At 36.9% G+C, this 17,378-nt stretch carries 16 protein-coding genes and 1 pseudogene; 3 read left to right on the top strand and 14 right to left on the bottom strand.

Features of this window, described 5'->3' with window-relative positions; genetic code table 11:
* From exsA to nadB, 4 genes and pseudogenes are all read right to left on the bottom strand, one after another.
* A pseudogene (exsA, locus tag ABH959_RS15405) lies at positions 1-800 on the bottom strand (spore coat assembly protein ExsA); the annotation flags it as partial.
* A gap of 224 nt (positions 801-1,024) precedes the next feature.
* Positions 1,025-2,131 (bottom strand): quinolinate synthase NadA, encoded by a 1,107-nt coding sequence (gene nadA, locus ABH959_RS15400; RefSeq protein WP_328054161.1) that lies wholly within the window; start codon positions 2,129-2,131, stop codon positions 1,025-1,027.
* A gap of 30 nt (positions 2,132-2,161) precedes the next feature.
* A complete protein-coding gene (nadC, locus tag ABH959_RS15395) occupies positions 2,162-2,995 on the bottom strand; it encodes a carboxylating nicotinate-nucleotide diphosphorylase (protein WP_002184918.1) in 834 nt (277 codons plus the stop codon).
* Between the two features lie 19 nt (positions 2,996-3,014).
* Positions 3,015-4,544: an L-aspartate oxidase gene (gene nadB / locus ABH959_RS15390; protein ID WP_404443384.1), complete on the bottom strand. Its 1,530-nt coding sequence runs from the start codon at positions 4,542-4,544 to the stop codon at positions 3,015-3,017.
* 153 nt (positions 4,545-4,697) lie between these two features.
* On the opposite strand from nadB, the gene ABH959_RS15385 reads away from it, so the two are divergent.
* The 3 genes from ABH959_RS15385 to ABH959_RS15375 all read left to right on the top strand — a co-directional run bounded on the left by ABH959_RS15385 (position 4,698) and on the right by ABH959_RS15375 (position 7,110).
* Positions 4,698-5,840 (top strand): IscS subfamily cysteine desulfurase, encoded by a 1,143-nt coding sequence (locus ABH959_RS15385; RefSeq protein WP_002034158.1) that lies wholly within the window; start codon positions 4,698-4,700, stop codon positions 5,838-5,840.
* Positions 5,840-6,382, top strand: a complete 543-nt coding sequence (locus ABH959_RS15380; protein WP_113935644.1) for a transcription repressor NadR — start codon at positions 5,840-5,842, stop codon at positions 6,380-6,382. The genes ABH959_RS15385 and ABH959_RS15380 overlap by 1 nt, the downstream gene beginning before the upstream one ends.
* A gap of 80 nt (positions 6,383-6,462) precedes the next feature.
* Positions 6,463-7,110 carry an MOSC domain-containing protein gene (locus ABH959_RS15375; protein WP_002088802.1) on the top strand — a complete coding sequence of 216 codons (648 nt, stop codon included), beginning with the start codon at positions 6,463-6,465 and terminating at the stop codon, positions 7,108-7,110.
* A 102-nt stretch (positions 7,111-7,212) separates the two neighbouring features.
* Here the strand turns inward: ABH959_RS15375 and pheA are convergent, their stop codons facing one another.
* The 10 genes from pheA to ABH959_RS15325 form a co-directional block, all read right to left on the bottom strand.
* The gene (pheA, locus tag ABH959_RS15370) at positions 7,213-8,064 is read right to left on the bottom strand and encodes a prephenate dehydratase (RefSeq protein ID WP_002015384.1); all 852 of its coding nucleotides are present in this window, start codon (positions 8,062-8,064) and stop codon (positions 7,213-7,215) included.
* A 95-nt stretch (positions 8,065-8,159) separates the two neighbouring features.
* Positions 8,160-10,073 (bottom strand): ABC transporter permease, encoded by a 1,914-nt coding sequence (locus ABH959_RS15365; RefSeq protein WP_113935646.1) that lies wholly within the window; start codon positions 10,071-10,073, stop codon positions 8,160-8,162.
* Positions 10,074-10,122: 49 nt separating this feature from the next.
* Complete coding sequence (locus ABH959_RS15360; RefSeq protein ID WP_404492803.1) at positions 10,123-12,045, bottom strand: FtsX-like permease family protein; 1,923 nt, start codon at positions 12,043-12,045, stop codon at positions 10,123-10,125.
* Complete coding sequence (locus tag ABH959_RS15355) at positions 12,020-12,796, bottom strand: ABC transporter ATP-binding protein (protein WP_002015381.1); 777 nt, start codon at positions 12,794-12,796, stop codon at positions 12,020-12,022. Before ABH959_RS15355 ends, ABH959_RS15360 begins: the two co-directional genes overlap by 26 nt.
* Before the next feature lie 93 nt (positions 12,797-12,889).
* The gene (locus ABH959_RS15350) at positions 12,890-13,972 is read right to left on the bottom strand and encodes a HAMP domain-containing histidine kinase (protein ID WP_404492802.1); all 1,083 of its coding nucleotides are present in this window, start codon (positions 13,970-13,972) and stop codon (positions 12,890-12,892) included.
* The gene (locus ABH959_RS15345; protein ID WP_002034150.1) at positions 13,962-14,669 is read right to left on the bottom strand and encodes a response regulator transcription factor; all 708 of its coding nucleotides are present in this window, start codon (positions 14,667-14,669) and stop codon (positions 13,962-13,964) included. The genes ABH959_RS15350 and ABH959_RS15345 overlap by 11 nt, the downstream gene beginning before the upstream one ends.
* Positions 14,670-14,841: 172 nt before the next feature.
* On the bottom strand, positions 14,842-16,125 hold the full coding sequence (gene obgE / locus ABH959_RS15340; protein WP_002015378.1) for a GTPase ObgE: 1,284 nt from the start codon (positions 16,123-16,125) through the stop codon (positions 14,842-14,844).
* Positions 16,125-16,673: a sporulation initiation phosphotransferase B gene (locus ABH959_RS15335; protein ID WP_242307572.1), complete on the bottom strand. Its 549-nt coding sequence runs from the start codon at positions 16,671-16,673 to the stop codon at positions 16,125-16,127. The genes obgE and ABH959_RS15335 overlap by 1 nt, the downstream gene beginning before the upstream one ends.
* Before the next feature lie 63 nt (positions 16,674-16,736).
* Entirely contained in the window at positions 16,737-17,027 is a 291-nt protein-coding gene (gene rpmA, locus ABH959_RS15330; RefSeq protein ID WP_000944957.1) for a 50S ribosomal protein L27, read from the bottom strand.
* Between the two features lie 3 nt (positions 17,028-17,030).
* Positions 17,031-17,375, bottom strand: coding sequence for a ribosomal-processing cysteine protease Prp (locus ABH959_RS15325; protein WP_002138477.1), 345 nt, complete (start codon positions 17,373-17,375; stop codon positions 17,031-17,033).
* Between the last annotated feature and the right edge of the window lie 3 nt (positions 17,376-17,378).

The following is a 17,378-nucleotide window of genomic DNA, read 5'->3' as shown; positions in this document are numbered from 1 at the left end:
TCTTTCTTCACTTGCGGCGACACTATATTCCCTACATTTTCTTTTTTCACTTGCGGCGACACTATATTCCCTACATTCTCTTTCTTCACTTGCGGTGACACTATGTTTCCTATATTGTCTTTTTTCGTTTGCGGAGAAATGACATTGTTAGGTTTCATTTTATTAATTTGAGGAGCAATTAACTCGCTTCCCTTTTTTATTACATCTGAAATTTTATATTCTTTTTTCGCTTTAATTGGTGGTTGCGGTGGCTGTGGTAACACATTGATAGAAAATTTAGTGTTTTCTTTCGTAGTAGGTTTTAGTTTTTCTACTTTCTCTACAACAGGTGGTTTTTGAATGACAGGCGGCTTTTCAACTGGCTTCTCTTTTTGAATCGGAATTTCTTTTTGCACTTCTTTTTGTGGCTTCACTTGCACTTCCTTTTGCGGCTTCACCTGTATTTCCTTTTGCGGTTTTATCTGCATTTCTTTTTGCGTTTGTTGCATAGCTGGTTGTTGTGTAATAGGTGTTGATTGATACGTGATCTCATCTTCATCTTCTATTCCAAGTGGCGTTGGTGTTGATGCAAACTCTTTTTGCTGCACCTCTTTTACATATTGTTTCGGGGGCGCTGAACCCGATCCAGTTTGTTGTTTCACATGAACGCTATGAGATGGCACTTTAATTTTCATCCCTGGCATAATTAGGTCTGGATTGCTAAGCTGTGTATTTGTTTTTTTTAGCGTTTCAAAATCCACTCCGTACTTTTTTGCAATTTTCCAAAGGGTCTCCCCTTTTTGCACGATATGAATTTTCAAATTTTCCCCCTCCTGTATAACTTATCTATAAGTAAAAACACTTTGAAGTAACACTTTCTAAACAACATTAACTTCTTTTACTTTTATCACTTCTTCTATTTTCAATATGATTCGAAGTGGAATAAGCATAGAAAAACCGCAATGATTTCCTCAACACAATGTATGCCTATTTCATCCTTGTTATGATTATATGTACGAAAAAAAGCAACGGAAATCCCGCTGCTTTAAACGCGCTCTAACATACGATTTAATGCAAGAACTGCCTCTTCTGTTACTTGTTTCTCTACACGAATAACGTTAATTTGTTCTCCTCTTTCTATGTTCTCAAGTGCCCATAACAGGTGAGGTAAGTCAATTCGGTTCATCGTTAAGCAAGGACACATAAACGGATTTAGCGAAATAATTTCTTTATCTGGATGTTGCTGAATAATTCGGTTCACTAAATTCATCTCTGTACCAATCGCCCACTTACTTCCCGCCGGAGCTGCTTCAATCATATCAATAATATATTTCGTTGATCCTGCATAATCAGAAGCAGCAACCACTTCATAACAACATTCAGGGTGAACAATAATATTCATATCCGGATGATTTTTTCGCACATTTTCAATATTTTTCACAGTGAAGTTTTGATGAACAGAACAATGGCCTTTCCATAAAATCACTTGAATTTCTTCTATATCTCCATCGTACTCTAATGAATCTGTATGCGGGTTCCACACTGCCATTTTTTCTAACGGAATACCTAAATCATACGCTGTATTTCTTCCTAAATGTTGGTCTGGTAAAAAGACGAGACGCTCTTTTTGTGTAAACGCCCAAGACACCATTTGTTTTGCATTAGAAGAGGTTACTGTTGCCCCTCCATTACGACCACAAAACGCTTTGATTGCAGCTGTTGAATTTACATACGTTAATGGAATCATCGTATCCCCAAATAATTTCGCGAGCTCTTTCCACGCTCTTTCTGTTTGTTCAATATCTGCCATATCTGCCATAGAACAGCCGGCACGCATATCTGGTAAGATGACAATTTGATCATCTGTCGTTAACATATCTGCCGTTTCTGCCATAAAGTGCACACCACAAAACACAATATATTTTGCCTCTTTATTATTCGCTGCAACTTGCGCGAGTTGCAGTGAGTCCCCTGCTGCATCTGAAAATTGCACCACTTCATCTTTTTGATAATGATGTCCTGGAATAAATAGCAATTCACCCATTTTTTCTTTAATTTCGCGAACACGCTCTTCCATCTCTAATGTAGACATCATTTGATAACGCTCTGGTAACATTACTTCGATTGGCTGAACTTTCTCTAAAATACCCATTTATGATTCTCCCCCTCTAAACCACTCTCATTAGGCCTCAATATTAAAACTAATATCAAGTGCTTTCACTGAATGTGTTAACGCTCCAAGTGAAATATAATCTACCCCTGTTTTTCCGTATTTTGATAAATCTTCAATTGTAATACCACCTGAAGCCTCCGTAACGATGGCACTTGGTACAATTTTTGAAAACTCACGAATCTCTTCTGGCGTACGATTATCGAACATAATAACATCTGCGCCGGCCTCTACTGCTTCTCTCACTTGCGCCTCTGTCTCTGTTTCGACTTCTACTTTCACCATATGTCCCAATCTTTCTTTCACCGATGTAACAGCTTTTGTAATCGAGCCAGCAAAAGCAATATGATTGTCTTTAATCATGACACCATCATATAAACCGAATCTGTGGTTAAATCCGCCCCCGCATACTACAGCATATTTATCAAACATACGTAGTCCTGGCATCGTTTTTCTCGTATCACAAATGCGTGTATGACTGCTATCTAAAGCAAAAACCGCCTTACGTGTCATCGTCGCTATCCCGCTCATACGCTGAATAACGTTTAATATAACGCGCTCTGCCGTTAATAATGATGCGATTGGGCCTTGCACGGTTGCAATTATTTCGCCTTTTTCTACAAGATCCCCATCTTTTTTATGAAGTTCAACTTCAATTCTCTGATCAATTAATTTAAATCCTTCTTCAATTACTAAGCACCCTGCAAATACCCCTGTATCCTTTACAAGAAACGTTCCTTTCGCAAGTGCATTATCGGGAAAGATAAGCTGAGATGTTACATCTCTTTCTCCTATATCTTCTAGAAAAAATCGATTTAATGCTTCCTTAACTTTTAACGTATTCATAAAATCCCTCTTCCCCTTATTAAACAAGTTGTAGTTTTCTTCTCACTCGGATAATCTCTTTTTTCACGCTATTTCTTTCTGGATAATCAATGCGATAATGACCACCAACACTGTCTTCTCTTTGCAAAGCTGATACTGTTATAAGCTCACAAACTGTTAACATATTAATAAGCGTTATCTCTTCATTTGTAAGTGCATCATATTGTAAAATCATATTTCGCACACCGTACCTACTAAACCATCTCTGAGCATATGATAAATTTTTCTCAGTTCGCACAATCCCAACATATTTCATCATGTATTCTTGTATTTCTTCTTTCAACGGTAAATCATTAAGAGCTATAAAACTTTTCCCTCTCTCTTCCGGCACATTTTTTCTTTCCTCTGCTGGCTTAGCTAAAATGTGTTTTCCTATTCGTCTTCCAAACACAAGACCTTCTAATAATGAATTACTCGCCAATCTATTCGCACCATGAACCCCATTACAAGCCACTTCACCGACCGCATATAAGTTTGAAATGGACGTCTCTCCGTCACAATTCGTCTTCACGCCGCCCATATGAAAATGAGCGCCCGGTACGACCGGAATAGAATTTTCTTTTAAATCAATACCATTCTTTTTACATAATGATGAGACGGTCGGAAAACGTTGTTCAAAGTTTTGAATGGTTTCGATGTTTAAGTACACTTTTTCACCTGCAAGAAGTTGTTCATGAATAGCCCTTGCCACTACATCACGCGGTGCGAGATCTTTCCCAGGATGTATATCCATCATAAAACGCTGTCCTTTTCCATTTATAAGGACAGCTCCTTCACCACGGACTGCTTCAGAAACGAGACCACAACATCGCCCGTCCACGTATAACATCGTCGGATGAAATTGTACAAATTCTAAATCAACAAGTTCTCCCCCAGCTCGATATATCATCGCAAGTCCATCGCCTGTAATTGTCTCATCATTCGATGTAAAGGCGTACAAACCACCTATTCCTCCTGATGCTAACACCGTATTATCAGCATAGTAACGCTTCAGCTTCCCTTCACTATTTCGCGTTAAAGCTCCTATGCATTTATTATTTTCTATAATAAAATCGAGTACCATTTCATGCTCAACGACAGTAACGTTCGGAACTACTTCTTGTATTAAATGCTCTAATAGATTTTTACCAGTTGCATCTCCTCCGGCATGTAAAATGCGCCGTTTTCGATGCGCCCCTTCTTTACCAAGGTGGATCCCTTTTTCATCCCCATCAAATTTCATTCCATTCGTAATAAGCTTACTTATTTCTTTCGGTCCCTCTTCAACTAAATAACGAACTGCTTCTTCGTTGTTATAATGGCAACCTGCCACTAATGTATCTTCAAAATGCCCACTCGGATCGTCATATGTAGCAACAGCTGCTGCAATTCCTCCTTGAGCTAAATGTGTATTGTTATTACGTCCTGTTTTTTTTGTGATAATTATCACATTCTTTTCGTGACAAAGCTCTTTCGCAACACGAAGCGCTGCAACGCCGCTTCCGATAATCAAGACATCTGCACTTGGCATAATTGTTGCCTCCTACTTTACACTTTTCAACTGTCTTGACACCTATATTTACATAGTTTTAAAATAATGACAAGAGTTTTTTTACAATTCTTATTTTCACTACCATTCTAAAAACGAAAACAAATGTCACTCTTACTGAAGAGAGGAAATTACATGATGATATATCTAGATTATGCAGCGACAACACCTATGAGCGAAGAAGCCTTAGAAACATATATAGCAGCGGCAAAAACATATTTCGGAAATGAACAAAGTTTACACGATATCGGCGGAAGTGCATCATCTTTATTACAAGTTTGTAGAGAAACATTTGCAGAAATGATTGGGGGTAAGGAACAAGGTGTATTCTTTACAAGCGGCGGTTCAGAATCTAACTACCTTGCGATTCAATCCCTTCTAAATGCTAGAAATGGAAAGCACATTATTACGACACCTATGGAACACGCATCGATTCGAAGTTATTTCCAATCCTTACAATCGCAAGGTTATACTATTACTGAGATTCCTGTGGATAAAAGTGGGATAATTCATTTAGTAGATTTAGAAGCAGCTATTACAGAAGATACTGCTCTAGCAAGTATACAGCACGGAAACTCTGAAATCGGGACCGTTCAAAACATTGCAGAGATCGGAGCACTTTTAAAAAAATATAATGTTTTATTTCATTCGGATTGTGTTCAAACGTTTGGTAAACTTCCAATAGACGTTAAAGCGATGGAGATTGATAGTCTCTCTGTTTCAGCTCATAAAATATACGGACCAAAAGGAGTTGGAGCTTGCTATATAAATCCGCAAGTTCGCTGGGAACAAGTATTTCCGGGAACTTCTCATGAAAAAGGCTTTCGCCCTGGTACAGTGAACGTTCCTGGAATTGCTGCTTTTTTAACAGCCGCAGAGCATATATTAAAGAATCAAAAGGAAGAGAGCTTCCGTTTTAAACAATTACGATCTTATTTTTTAGAGCAATTACAAACACTTCCTCTAGAAATTGAAGTGAAAGGACATTCTACTTCTTGTTTACCACATATTATTGGGGTTACAATAAAAGGAATAGAAGGTCAGTATACAATGTTAGAATGTAACCGTCATGGTATAGCCATTTCAACTGGAAGTGCTTGCCAAGTCGGTAAACAAGACCCTTCAAAAACAATGCTTGCAATTGGAAAAACGTATGAAGAGGCAAAACAATATGTCCGCTTTTCTTTCGGACATCACACAACGAAAGAACAAATTGATACAACTATTCATGCACTACACACAATTGGAAATCAATTTTATAGAGGTGTTAAATCATAATGAAACAAAATGATCAAAAAAAGATTTTAGGCGAAGAAAGACGACAACTCATCCTTGAGTGGCTTCTTGCTGCAAATGAACCGTTATCGGGGAATGAGCTATCTAAAAAGACAAACGTAAGTAGGCAAGTTATCGTTCAAGACATTTCCTTACTAAAAGCACGAAATGAACCAATTATTGCGACTGCACAAGGGTATTTATATTTAAAACCACAAACAAGACAACAAGCTTTTGAACGCGTAATCGTATGCCAACATAAACCGGCAGAAGTACGTCAAGAACTTACTATGTTAGTTGACCACGGCATTACGATTAAAGACGTAAAAGTTGAGCATCCTGTATACGGCGATTTAACAGCATCAATTATGGTAAGTAATCGCTTTGATGTAGAGCAATATTTACAAAAAATCGAAAACACAAACGCTTCCTATCTTTCGCAACTAACAGATGGTATTCACTTACATACAATTGAAGCAGATTCTAAAGAGAAATTAGATGCCGCTTGCGAGGCACTAGACCGCGCTGGATTTCTCGTTTATTAATGTAAAGCACAGAGTTTTTTATCATTCTCTGTGCTTTTTTAGTGATATAATATTGTAATCAATTGTAAAGGGGGTCAAATATGGGAATTGAACTCGTTCACTTTAGCACCGGTAAACCGAAACAAATGAAATATGGCGAAGATAAAGAAATGATAACAGGTATATGTAAAGATCCTACAGAAGAGGCCTTCCTCTCAAAAGACGGATTCCGTGGTGATGATGTAGCAGATTTAAAACATCACGGGGGACCTGACCGCGCAGTTTGTGTGTACCCACACGAGCATTACGCACTATGGGAAGAAGAATTTCAAACTACGCTTCCAGCTTCCACATTTGGCGAAAACATTACGGTAACAAATATGTTAGAGCGTGATGTTTGCATCGGAGATACATATCAACTAGGTGAAGCAATCATTCAAGTAACACAAGCGAGAGTACCTTGTAGTACAATTTCAAAACGCCTTGGTATTCCTGGCATTTTGCCACGCATTGTAGCAACTGGATATACTGGTTATTTATGCCGCGTTCTTCAAGAAGGTACTGTACGTCAAGATTCTAAAATTACATTATTAGAGCGTCCATCAAACAATGTATCTGTTTTGTTCTCTAACGAAATTTATTTTCATAATAGGAAAGATAAAGATGGCATTGAGAAGGTTCTTGCTGTTCCAGAACTAGCCGAGATTTGGCGTGGTCAGTTAGAGGATCGTCTTGCGAAGTTAAAATAATAAATCCCACCTTTTATAGGTGGGACTCTATTTATCTATCATACGGTATACTAGTGACCGAAATTATATCGACTTAACTACAAAATAAGACAAACACTCCCCTTACAACCAATAAGAAGAATAACTCCCCAGCACAGTAACAGAAAACCCGAGTGCTTCAAGTTCCATCATTACGCCTGGCAATAATACGTCATCATATGCTTTATCTACGTCGATTAAGAAAAAGTAATTTCCAAGACCTGTTTTCATCGGGCGAGATTCGATTTTTGATAAGTTTAATTTTCTCCATGCGAAAGCTGATAACACTTGATATAGTGCCCCTGCGTAATCAGCAGGTAACGTTATCATAAGCGTCGTTTTCTCTCCTCGGTTTTCTCCGTTATTTGGGAGTACTGCTTTCTTTTTCTTATGGAGAACAAGGAAACGTGTATGATTGTTTTTATGCGTATGAATATCACGCCTTACAATTGTTAATCCGTATTTTTCTGCCGCTGCTTCATTTGCAATAGCTGCAATTTTTTCTTCAGGATGTTCTTTCACATATTGCGCAGCAGCGCTTGTTGATGTCATATCGCGAACGGTTACCCCTTTTAATTCCTCATTTAAAAATTTATGGCACTGTGCAATGGCATGCGGATGAGAATGTACAGCGTATACTTCTTTCCACACTTCTTCGTACTGCGGGTGTACGAGTAAATGCTGCTGAATTGGCACTGTAATTTCTCCTACAATGGAAAGTGGCTGCTCATGTACGAGATAATCAACCGTTATATTAACTGAACCTTCTATGGCATTCTCTAACGGTACGACCGCATAATCTACATTTTCATTTGCAGCTGCATCAATACAATCCGGAATCGTTCGATACGGTACATGCTCTGCTTCCGGAAAAAAACGACTCACCGCCATATTTGTAAATGTCGCTTCTGGTCCTAAATATCCTACTCGAATCATCGTCTTTTCCCTCTTTTTCGTTTTCTTACTGTTATACCATACTTTTTAATATTCTTCTATGAGAATTTCGAATATTAAAAAAAGACTAGCATTCGCTAGTCTAAATGTTTCTTGTATTCTCTTTGAGCGAAGAAGAAATAGATGATACATGCAGCAATGTAAAACAGAATAAACAATCCCACTTTTCTTAATGATCCGTCCATAAAAAGAGTATTATGAAACGTATATAACGCAACTGCACTATGCATACTCCCTACTATAATTGGCGCAAAAAATAGCATACACAATTGCCAACGAGAAATCTTCCACACTTCTTCCTTCGTCATTCCAAGTTTAGAGAGCGCCCCGTACTGCTTTCGATCGGATGCAATATTATGAAACCATTTAAAATATACGATGCTACATGACGTAAGGAAGAATAATATGCTAATGAATGAGCCTATAAATAGAGTAATATCACCACCTTCTTTCATATTCACATATAATTCCATATTACTTCGAAACGCATCATTTGTATCATGTTTCATATGTTTCCGTAAAGCTTCGTTTAATTCCTTCGTATTTTCGATATTTGGTAATGTATACCCTCTATATATCATTTTTTCAGAATCCGGAATTGTATTTGCTATACTGTTAAAATCTTCATCATTCATGACAAAAAACAGACCATTAATGTATGAAGGGTGATAGTTAAATTGTACCCCTTCTTTCTGACCGTTAAATGCGAATGGATACGCTTGATTCATTACTTGCAATTGAATCTCTTTTTGATTATATACATTTGGATAATTGCGTTTATTATAATAGACAAGTGTAACTGTTCCTTTTTTAGGATAATACATTTTCTGTTTTTGTTTTCTTGCCTCTTGATTGTATTCACTTTCCTTTATAAGCGGTGCTACCTCTGTTTCTCCCTTATTGGACTGAAAGGATGCATACACTCCAACAAAACTCATAGATTGAAAATCATCATATCCATATTGATGTAATAAGTTTTCAACCTTGTCTTTCTCGAAAACTTCATGAGCAGAAGTGCCTTTTTCTATGTATGAAAATGAGTGTACTCCTCCGCCACGCCACATATCTTGCATGCTAGAAAAATATAAGAACACCGTACCTGTCGCCGTAACGACAAACGTTGTTGCCATAGACAATAGAAAGAAAAAGCGACTATTTTCCTTCATTCGATGTGACAATTGATTCACTATAAATAAATACGGATATGTATACATAATCCTTTTATTTCTTTTTATCACTTCTAATATTTGTGTAGCGCCATGTGTAAATGAGAAATACGTCCCAAAAGAAATGAGTATAACAACCGGAAAAAAGTATAATGCTATCGTTGTCATCGTCACTTGTAGCGCTAACGCATATCCCGTCCCTAAACAAGCAAAACCGAATAAACAAAGCCACTTTGATGTTTTCCTCTCTCGTTTATCTGTTCGAAATTCTTTTAATAACCGTATGATTTTTATATTCCATATACGTAAAGCACTTATAAAAGATAACAGAACAAAGACAAGCATATATGTAACAAACGTTACACCAATCGCTCTCATGTCAAATATGACAGGGAGTTCTTTCGGAAGATGAAGTAACATACTAAATACCATAAAAAAGAGTTTTAAAGAAATCATGCCCAGCCCAATACCGAAAATATTAGCGAAAATTCCGATCAATATTTGCTCGGTCATAATCACTCCTATTACGTTAGACTTCGTCGCTCCCATTAACATATATAACCCTAATTCTTTCTTACGTGCTTCTATGAAAATAGAAGTAGAGTACAAAATAAATATGACGAAAAAAGAAATAATTATAACGTTACATATGATAAGTCCCCAGCGTACATTTTGATACCACATCGTCTCTTGCATATACGGATGTACAATGACAGACATGTATGCATAAGAAGCAAATATTGCAAAACAACTACTTAAGAAAAACACTTTATAATTACGCCAATTTCCCTTTATATTTTGTAGCGCTAGTTGCCGAATGTTCATCTATCGTCCTCCTGTACCTTACTACATAGGCAAAAAGCTAGAGGTTTCCCTAGCTTTTCACGTGTTTTAAATATCCTCTTTGCGCGATCATAAAGTAAATGGCAGAAGCTAAAATATAAGCCCCTATTACAATCGCACCTGATTTCCATAAATCGATATAAAGCATTTTCCCTAACGTATGAAGAGCAAACCCACTATGAATTGTACCGATTAAAATTGGGATAAAGAAGATAACACCCATCTGACGAATTGCAATTTTACGAATTTCTTTATCTGTCATACCAATTCTTTTTAATGACTTAAATTGAATACGATCTTGTTCTTTATCATTAAACCATTTAAAGTATGTCATGCTACAAGCAAAGAAGAAGAACAGTACTGCTACGAAGAAGCCGATGAACATTGTAATTGCTCCTGCTTCTCTTATATTTTTATAAGCAAGCACTGAGCTTTTCAATTCTCCTTGTTTTTCTGGTGCAATTCCCTTTTTCAAATCTAGCACAAGTTCTTCTGTACTTTTCCAATCTTCAATATAATAGCCGTAATATTTCGTCTTTTCTTCATCTGGTACGAGCTTTGCATATTTCTCAAAATCTTGATCATTCACAATGAGATAATCGTCATCATTAAACACCGAATATGAAGTTGGTTCATTTAGCTGAACAAACTGTTTTTGGCCATTCATTGTAACTTCATATGGCTTCGTACGATCTATCTTCACCATATCATTTGTCATATCACTCATGATCATCGTCGCACTACCTGGTGCATTATGAACTTCTCTAATTTCTTCCCTTTTTTGTTTACTCACTTCCGCATTATATACTTTCTCTGAAATAATTGCAGTTGGTACTTCATGCTCACTGTTAAAAAACGTTACCTTCTGCGTTGCAGGTAGTTTTACAAAAGTTAATTCTCGTGCATCTTCAAATCCATGTTTTTTTATAATTTCTTGTACTGTATCTTCATTAATAATGTTATGTGTATTTAGTCCCTTTTCCTCATATGAAATAGCATGAGGCGTAATATCTATCGTTTTCGCACTCATATTTTCAAAATATACGTACAGTGTACCAACTGCTGAAGATACAACCGCCGTAATGATAGAAATTACAAATAGAAAACGAGCATTATCTTTCATTTTATAAATAAGATTGCTAAGGACTAACATGTTTGGATATGTATAAAATGATTGTTTTCTTTTTTGCAACGCTTTTAATATGACTGTACTACCTTGTGTAAATAGTAAATATGTTCCGCCAATTGTCAGTCCTACAATCGGTAAGAAATACATCATAAAATTCATAATTGTTACTTGGAAACAAAGAACATATGCAGCAATAATACAGCCTATACCAACTACACATAACGATGTAAATGCAAAAGGCTCTACTTTTTGCTTTCTTGCCTCTCTTAATAAGTCAATAATTTGCAAGCGTCCTACTGTCCAAACGCTAAACAATGATAGGATTATAAAGAGGATAAAGTATATGCCAGCTGTAATCAAAACTGCTTTACTATTCCACACAAGCGGAAGTGTTTTATCTATTTTCAATAATACGCTTAATGCTTGGAAAAATAGTTTTGAACAAAGCATTCCAATCCCAATACCTACTACAATGGCAATGCTCCCTAACATCAATTGCTCTAATATAATCATTCGGCCAAGTTGAGACTTCGTTCCGCCTATTAATGTTAATAAACCGAATTCTTTTTTTCTTGCTCGTAAAAATGTTGAATTCGCATATAAAATAAAGAGTGCTGAGAAGATGACCACAATATAATTCATCGATTCTAATCCTTTTGTAATCATCGTCTTCATACTAATATTACCGCTTACGACATCTGGATGATAAATGAAGGAAGCATACATGAAAAATACGACAATCGATAAACAACTACTAATAAGAAACGCTTTATAATTATGCCAATTTCCTTTTACGTTATTAAGCGCGAGCTGGCGAAAGTTCATGATATTCTCCTCCTAGCATCGCAAGTACGTCTAAAATTTCTTGGAAAAAGGCTTGCTTCGTTCTTCCTTTATGTATTTCTGAAAAAATCTCTCCATCACGTATGAAAAGGATACGTTCGCAATAACTAGCGGCTACTGGATCATGTGTTACCATTGCAATCGTTACTTTCTTTTGCTCATGCAAATCTTGAAGTGCTCCCATTAATGATTTCGCTGACTTAGAATCTAAGTTTCCTGTTGGCTCATCCGCTAAAATTAATGTTGGTTCATGAATAATCGCCCTTGCAGCTGCTGCACGTTGTTGTTGTCCACCTGATACTTCGTATACTTTTTTATTTAAAATTTCTTCGATGTTTAAAAACCTCGCAATTTCAAGTACTTTCGCATCAATTTCTTTTACAGATTTCTTCGCCATTACAAGCGGCAAAATAATATTTTCTTTAATCGATAATGTATCAAGTAAGTTGAAATCTTGGAAAATGAATCCTAGATGTGTACGGCGAAACTCCGCTAATTTTGCAGCACGCATTTGATTAATTTCTTCACCATTTACAAGCACATGACCTGAAGTTTGCTTATCAATTGTTGCTAATAAATTTAAAAGCGTTGTTTTCCCGCTCCCTGAAGGCCCCATAATTCCTACAAATTCGCCTTCTTCTATTTTAAAATTTATATCGTTTAAAGCAGTCGTCGCTACTGAACCTTTTGATTGGTACACTTTTGTTAATCCTTTTACTTCAAGAACACTCATTTCTAATCCCCCTATGTGTTTTCTTCTTACATTTACTATAAGAAAAATAAGAAAAAGAAACGAGTGATTTCCCTTACAAAACGTTTTGTTATCTTACAGTTTTGTCATTTTTCTCATTAATGTATGATATTCTTCATCTTTTGCAAATTGGAACGTGAATGTTGTTCCTTCCCCTTCACCCGATTGCACATACATACCGTGATGTAAATTATCACAAATTTCCTTCGTAATATATAAGCCCATTCCAGTTGCTTCTCTCGTTTTACGGCCATTTATTCCCGTAAAGAATGGGTCAAATATACGCTTTACATCTTGCTCTGGAATACCAATTCCATTGTCCTTAATATGTAGTAACACCTTTTGGTCTTTCTCTTCAATTTGAAATTGAATTTCCTTTTTCTCTGCTTCTGAAATTTTCGTATACTTAATTGCATTTACAACAATTTGCCCTATAGCAATACTTAGCCATTTTCTATCAGATGCAACCATACAAGTATCTTCATCAAACATTACTTTCGGAAATACCGACGATTGAATGAAAGATTTTCGATTTTCATTAATAATACCCCTGATGATATCTATCACATTTACTACTTCTACTTTATAATCTTTCGAAAATTGATCTAACCTTGCCATATGTAACGCTAAATCTAACCCATTTAAAATACGGTTATTTTCTTCACGAATACTTTCAATCGTTCCCCTTGCTTCACGATGCTCCTTACCATATTTCTGTAACAATAATTCAATAACGGATACTGGTGTTTTCATTTGATGGATCCACTGGTTCATAAAAATCATTTGCTGTTGCTCTTTTGCATGCTGCTTATGAACTTCATTCATATATTGCTGCCTTAATAGCGTAAACGCTTCAACAACCATTTCTTGCTCTGACGTATAAGAAGTATCAATAAGTAAAGAGTCGTGTAATGTATTTCCGCTAGCAACATATTTTTCGATTCTTTTTAAAAATACACTTCGTTTTCGATAATCGTAAATGAGGTATACAGTAAATACAACTGTCCCTAATAAAAGCCCATATAACCACGTACTCCAATCAATGGATCTTTTTTCTAAAAGACTTTGCAACTGCAAAACGAGCCCAAATAAACAAAGGCTAATAATATAAGAAAGAAGTAAAGAAAAACGGTCCATGAGGTAATTTTTAACCTTCATGCCCTTCGCCCCACTCTGTAAGAAGTGCATAACCATATCCGCGTTTCGTTACAATTGCATTTTTAATGCCTAACTCCTCAAGTTTCTTCCTTACACGCTTTACATTCACGGTTAATGTATTATCATCAACAAAAGCTACTTCATCCCATAAAGCCTCTAACAGCTCTTCACGTGTCACGTATTGATTTGCTTGTTTCATTAAACATTCTAATAAATAAAACTCATTTTTTGTAAGTTCCGTTTGTTGACCTTTCCACTCTACTGTGTGCTGTGATGGGAATAATAACAATCCATTAACACCTAAGCAGTCACTTTCTGCGGCCAAAGCATACTCACCATACCCGCGGCGGAGTGCACTTTTCACCTTTGCCATTACGATATCTAAATGGAATGGCTTCGTAATGTAATCATCTCCGCCATTTTCAATCGCCATTACTTGATCCATTTCCCCTGTTCTTGCAGAAACAAAAATAATCGGCGCATTCGATACAGTGCGGATTTGGCGGCACCAGTAGAAGCCATCAAAGTATGGTAAATTAATATCAAGTAACACAAGATGAGGACTTACTTTTACAAACTCATCTTTTATATGCCGTAAATCGCTCACTCTGAAAGATTGATATCCATACCTTTCTAAATGCTCCTCTAATATCTCTGCAATTTTTTCATCATCTTCTACAATTAATATTTTATACATATTCCTTTTCTCCCCATAAAATATTCTTCTAAAATCACTCCTTTTTCTATTATAAATTGAAACTTTAATCAATGGGGATTTTTTCCTATATCGACTTATGGTTCACCTATATGAATTGGGTTTTTACTGGACTCAAATAACGAAAAAAAAAGACCGCCATATTTCGGCAGTCTTAATCGATAAATTCAAATTGATATTCAAGAATTTTTACAATATCTCCGTCTGTTGCACCACGTGCACGAAGGGCTTCATCAATACCCATTCCACGCATTTGACGAGCAAATCGGCGTACAGATTCATCACGTGAGAAGTCTGTCATCTTGAATGTTTTCTCAATGTCATAACCAGAAATAACAAATGTGCCATCACTTTCGCGTGTAATTTCAAAATTAGATTCAGATTCAAATTTGTACATTACACTTGCTTCAGATTCTTCTACATCATCGTACATTGGGAATTCTGGTGTTGTTTCTAATAAGTTCGCTACTTCAAATAGTAAGTCACGAACACCTTGTTTCGTTACAGCTGAGATTGGGAAAATTTTCACTTCGTCTCCCAATTTCTCTTTAAATGCTTGTAAGTTTTCTTCTGCATCTGGCATATCCATTTTGTTTGCAACAACAACTTGTGGACGCTCAGTTAAACGCATATTGTATTCTTTTAGTTCATTATTGATTGTGACATAATCTTCATATGGCTCACGTCCTTCTAAACCAGACATATCGATAACGTGCACAATTACACGTGTACGTTCGATATGACGTAAGAATTGGTGTCCAAGTCCAACGCCGGAGTGTGCGCCTTCAATTAGTCCAGGAAGGTCAGCCATAACGAAGCTGCGGTTATCACCAGTTTCAACAACACCAAGATTCGGAACGATTGTTGTAAAGTGATATTCTGCAATTTTCGGACGCGCTGATGATACAACAGATAATAATGTAGATTTACCTACACTTGGGAATCCAACAAGTCCAACATCTGCTAGCACTTTAAGTTCTAGCGTGACATCACGTTCTTGACCTGGTTCCCCGTTCTCAGCGATTTCTGGCGCTGGGTTCGTCGCTGTTGCGAAACGTGAATTACCACGGCCACCACGGCCACCTCTTGCGATTACAGCTGTTTGTTCATGCGTTACTAAATCGGCAAGAATTTCACCTGTTTTTTCATCTTTCACTATTGTTCCTGGTGGAACCTTTACGATTAAATCTTCAGATTTACGACCGTGCTGACCTTTACTCATTCCGTGCTGACCGCGATCAGCTTTGAAATGACGTTGGTAGCGGAAGTCCATTAATGTACGTAAGCCTTCCTCAACAACAAAAACAACATCTGCACCTTTACCACCGTCGCCACCTGCTGGGCCACCTTTAGGTACATACTTCTCACGACGATACGCAACCATTCCGTTACCACCGTCGCCGCCTTTTACATATATCTTGACCTGATCTACAAACATTATTTCACCACACTTTTTTCGATTAGTTGTAATATAACTGAGACTTCTTCGTCTCGTACTGTATAAGAAATGGAATACCATTTATCATTTTCGTTCGCAAGCCACGTTTGTAGTTCTTCTACATTCGTTAGCTTTCCACGAAAATCAAAAAAGAAACGAGCATTCTCCGCGTCACTTTCAATTGTGATACAAACATAATTTTCAACATATACGTCTAAACTATGCTGAAGCATTAAGAAAAACTGATTCGTCCATGTACATACAGTCTCATCTAGATGAGATAAGTTATGTAATTTCCCTAATACTTCGTACTCCAATAAGCACGGCTGCTGTTTCCAATTATATGTTAAAATCCACTCTGAAAATAAAGGCATTGATAGCCCCATCAGATTGGATTCTTGTCTCGCTTCTTGGACAAAACGATCGATGAGCCTATGAATCTCTTCCACTTTTCCAAGGGAAAGATTTCCTTTAACCATCTGCAAACGATTGAGCCAATCATGTCTCGAGTGGCTCAACGCATCTATAATTGTCCATTTTTCATTCATTTAGATACCCCTTAATATAGAAAAACTCTAACCTGCACTCAGGTTAGAGTTTTCCGTGAGTTCTTATGCTTCTTGAGCAACAGGATATACGCTCACTTGTTTGCGGTCACGACCAAGACGCTCAAAGCGTACTACGCCGTCAACTTTCGCGTATAAAGTGTCATCGCCACCACGACCAACGTTAACACCTGGATAAATTTTTGTACCGCGTTGACGGTAAAGAATTGAACCACCTGAAACCGTTTGACCATCTGCGCGTTTAGCACCAAGACGTTTTGACTGAGAGTCACGACCGTTCTTTGTACTACCTACACCTTTCTTAGATGCGAAAAACTGAAGATCTAATCTTAACATACGTTACACCTCCTGCACTTTTTCTATTAAACGGATATACTTTCCGTAATCAAGTTCAATCGTCTTAAGTGAAACAACCAATCCTTCTAAAAGTATTTGTGCTTTTTCTGCTGTATGAACATCTAAATCATTAGGCAATTCATACGTCAAGAATCCGCCATCACTTCCGAGTTCAATAGTTGCCTGCACATTACAAAGTTCTTCCACTGCATTTATAGAACCAAACACAACCGCTGTAGTTCCAGCACAGACAAGATCTTGTCCATGTGGCGCATAATTGGCATGTCCAGTCATTTTAAATGATCGGATACTTCCTAGTTTCGTGCGACTTATCGTAATCTTAATCATCTT

This window comes from Bacillus sp. RC51 (assembly GCF_044908115.1).
GTDB classification, from domain to species: domain Bacteria; phylum Bacillota; class Bacilli; order Bacillales; family Bacillaceae_G; genus Bacillus_A; species Bacillus_A mycoides.
Note: the sequence above shows the minus strand (reverse complement) of the source record. Positions and strands in the feature narration are given on the sequence as shown.

What these genes read in the sequence shown, in the direction of transcription:
- ABH959_RS15355 (WP_002015381.1), bottom strand. Translation starts at nt 12,796, where the DNA reads ATGAGTGTTCTTGAAGTAAAAGGATTAACAAAAGTGTACCAATCAAAA.
- obgE (WP_002015378.1), bottom strand. Translation starts at nt 16,125, where the DNA reads ATGTTTGTAGATCAGGTCAAGATATATGTAAAAGGCGGCGACGGTGGT.
- nadB (WP_404443384.1), bottom strand. Translation starts at nt 4,544, where the DNA reads ATGCCAAGTGCAGATGTCTTGATTATCGGAAGCGGCGTTGCAGCGCTT.
- ABH959_RS15325 (WP_002138477.1), bottom strand. Translation starts at nt 17,375, where the DNA reads ATGATTAAGATTACGATAAGTCGCACGAAACTAGGAAGTATCCGATCA.
- ABH959_RS15345 (WP_002034150.1), bottom strand. Translation starts at nt 14,669, where the DNA reads ATGTATAAAATATTAATTGTAGAAGATGATGAAAAAATTGCAGAGATA.
- ABH959_RS15385 (WP_002034158.1), top strand. Translation starts at nt 4,698, where the DNA reads ATGATGATATATCTAGATTATGCAGCGACAACACCTATGAGCGAAGAA.
- nadC (WP_002184918.1), bottom strand. Translation starts at nt 2,995, where the DNA reads ATGAATACGTTAAAAGTTAAGGAAGCATTAAATCGATTTTTTCTAGAA.
- ABH959_RS15380 (WP_113935644.1), top strand. Translation starts at nt 5,840, where the DNA reads ATGAAACAAAATGATCAAAAAAAGATTTTAGGCGAAGAAAGACGACAA.
- ABH959_RS15360 (WP_404492803.1), bottom strand. Translation starts at nt 12,045, where the DNA reads ATGAACTTTCGCCAGCTCGCGCTTAATAACGTAAAAGGAAATTGGCAT.
- ABH959_RS15335 (WP_242307572.1), bottom strand. Translation starts at nt 16,673, where the DNA reads ATGAATGAAAAATGGACAATTATAGATGCGTTGAGCCACTCGAGACAT.
- ABH959_RS15375 (WP_002088802.1), top strand. Translation starts at nt 6,463, where the DNA reads ATGGGAATTGAACTCGTTCACTTTAGCACCGGTAAACCGAAACAAATG.
- ABH959_RS15365 (WP_113935646.1), bottom strand. Translation starts at nt 10,073, where the DNA reads ATGAACATTCGGCAACTAGCGCTACAAAATATAAAGGGAAATTGGCGT.
- pheA (WP_002015384.1), bottom strand. Translation starts at nt 8,064, where the DNA reads ATGATTCGAGTAGGATATTTAGGACCAGAAGCGACATTTACAAATATG.
- rpmA (WP_000944957.1), bottom strand. Translation starts at nt 17,027, where the DNA reads ATGTTAAGATTAGATCTTCAGTTTTTCGCATCTAAGAAAGGTGTAGGT.
- nadA (WP_328054161.1), bottom strand. Translation starts at nt 2,131, where the DNA reads ATGGGTATTTTAGAGAAAGTTCAGCCAATCGAAGTAATGTTACCAGAG.
- ABH959_RS15350 (WP_404492802.1), bottom strand. Translation starts at nt 13,972, where the DNA reads ATGAAGGTTAAAAATTACCTCATGGACCGTTTTTCTTTACTTCTTTCT.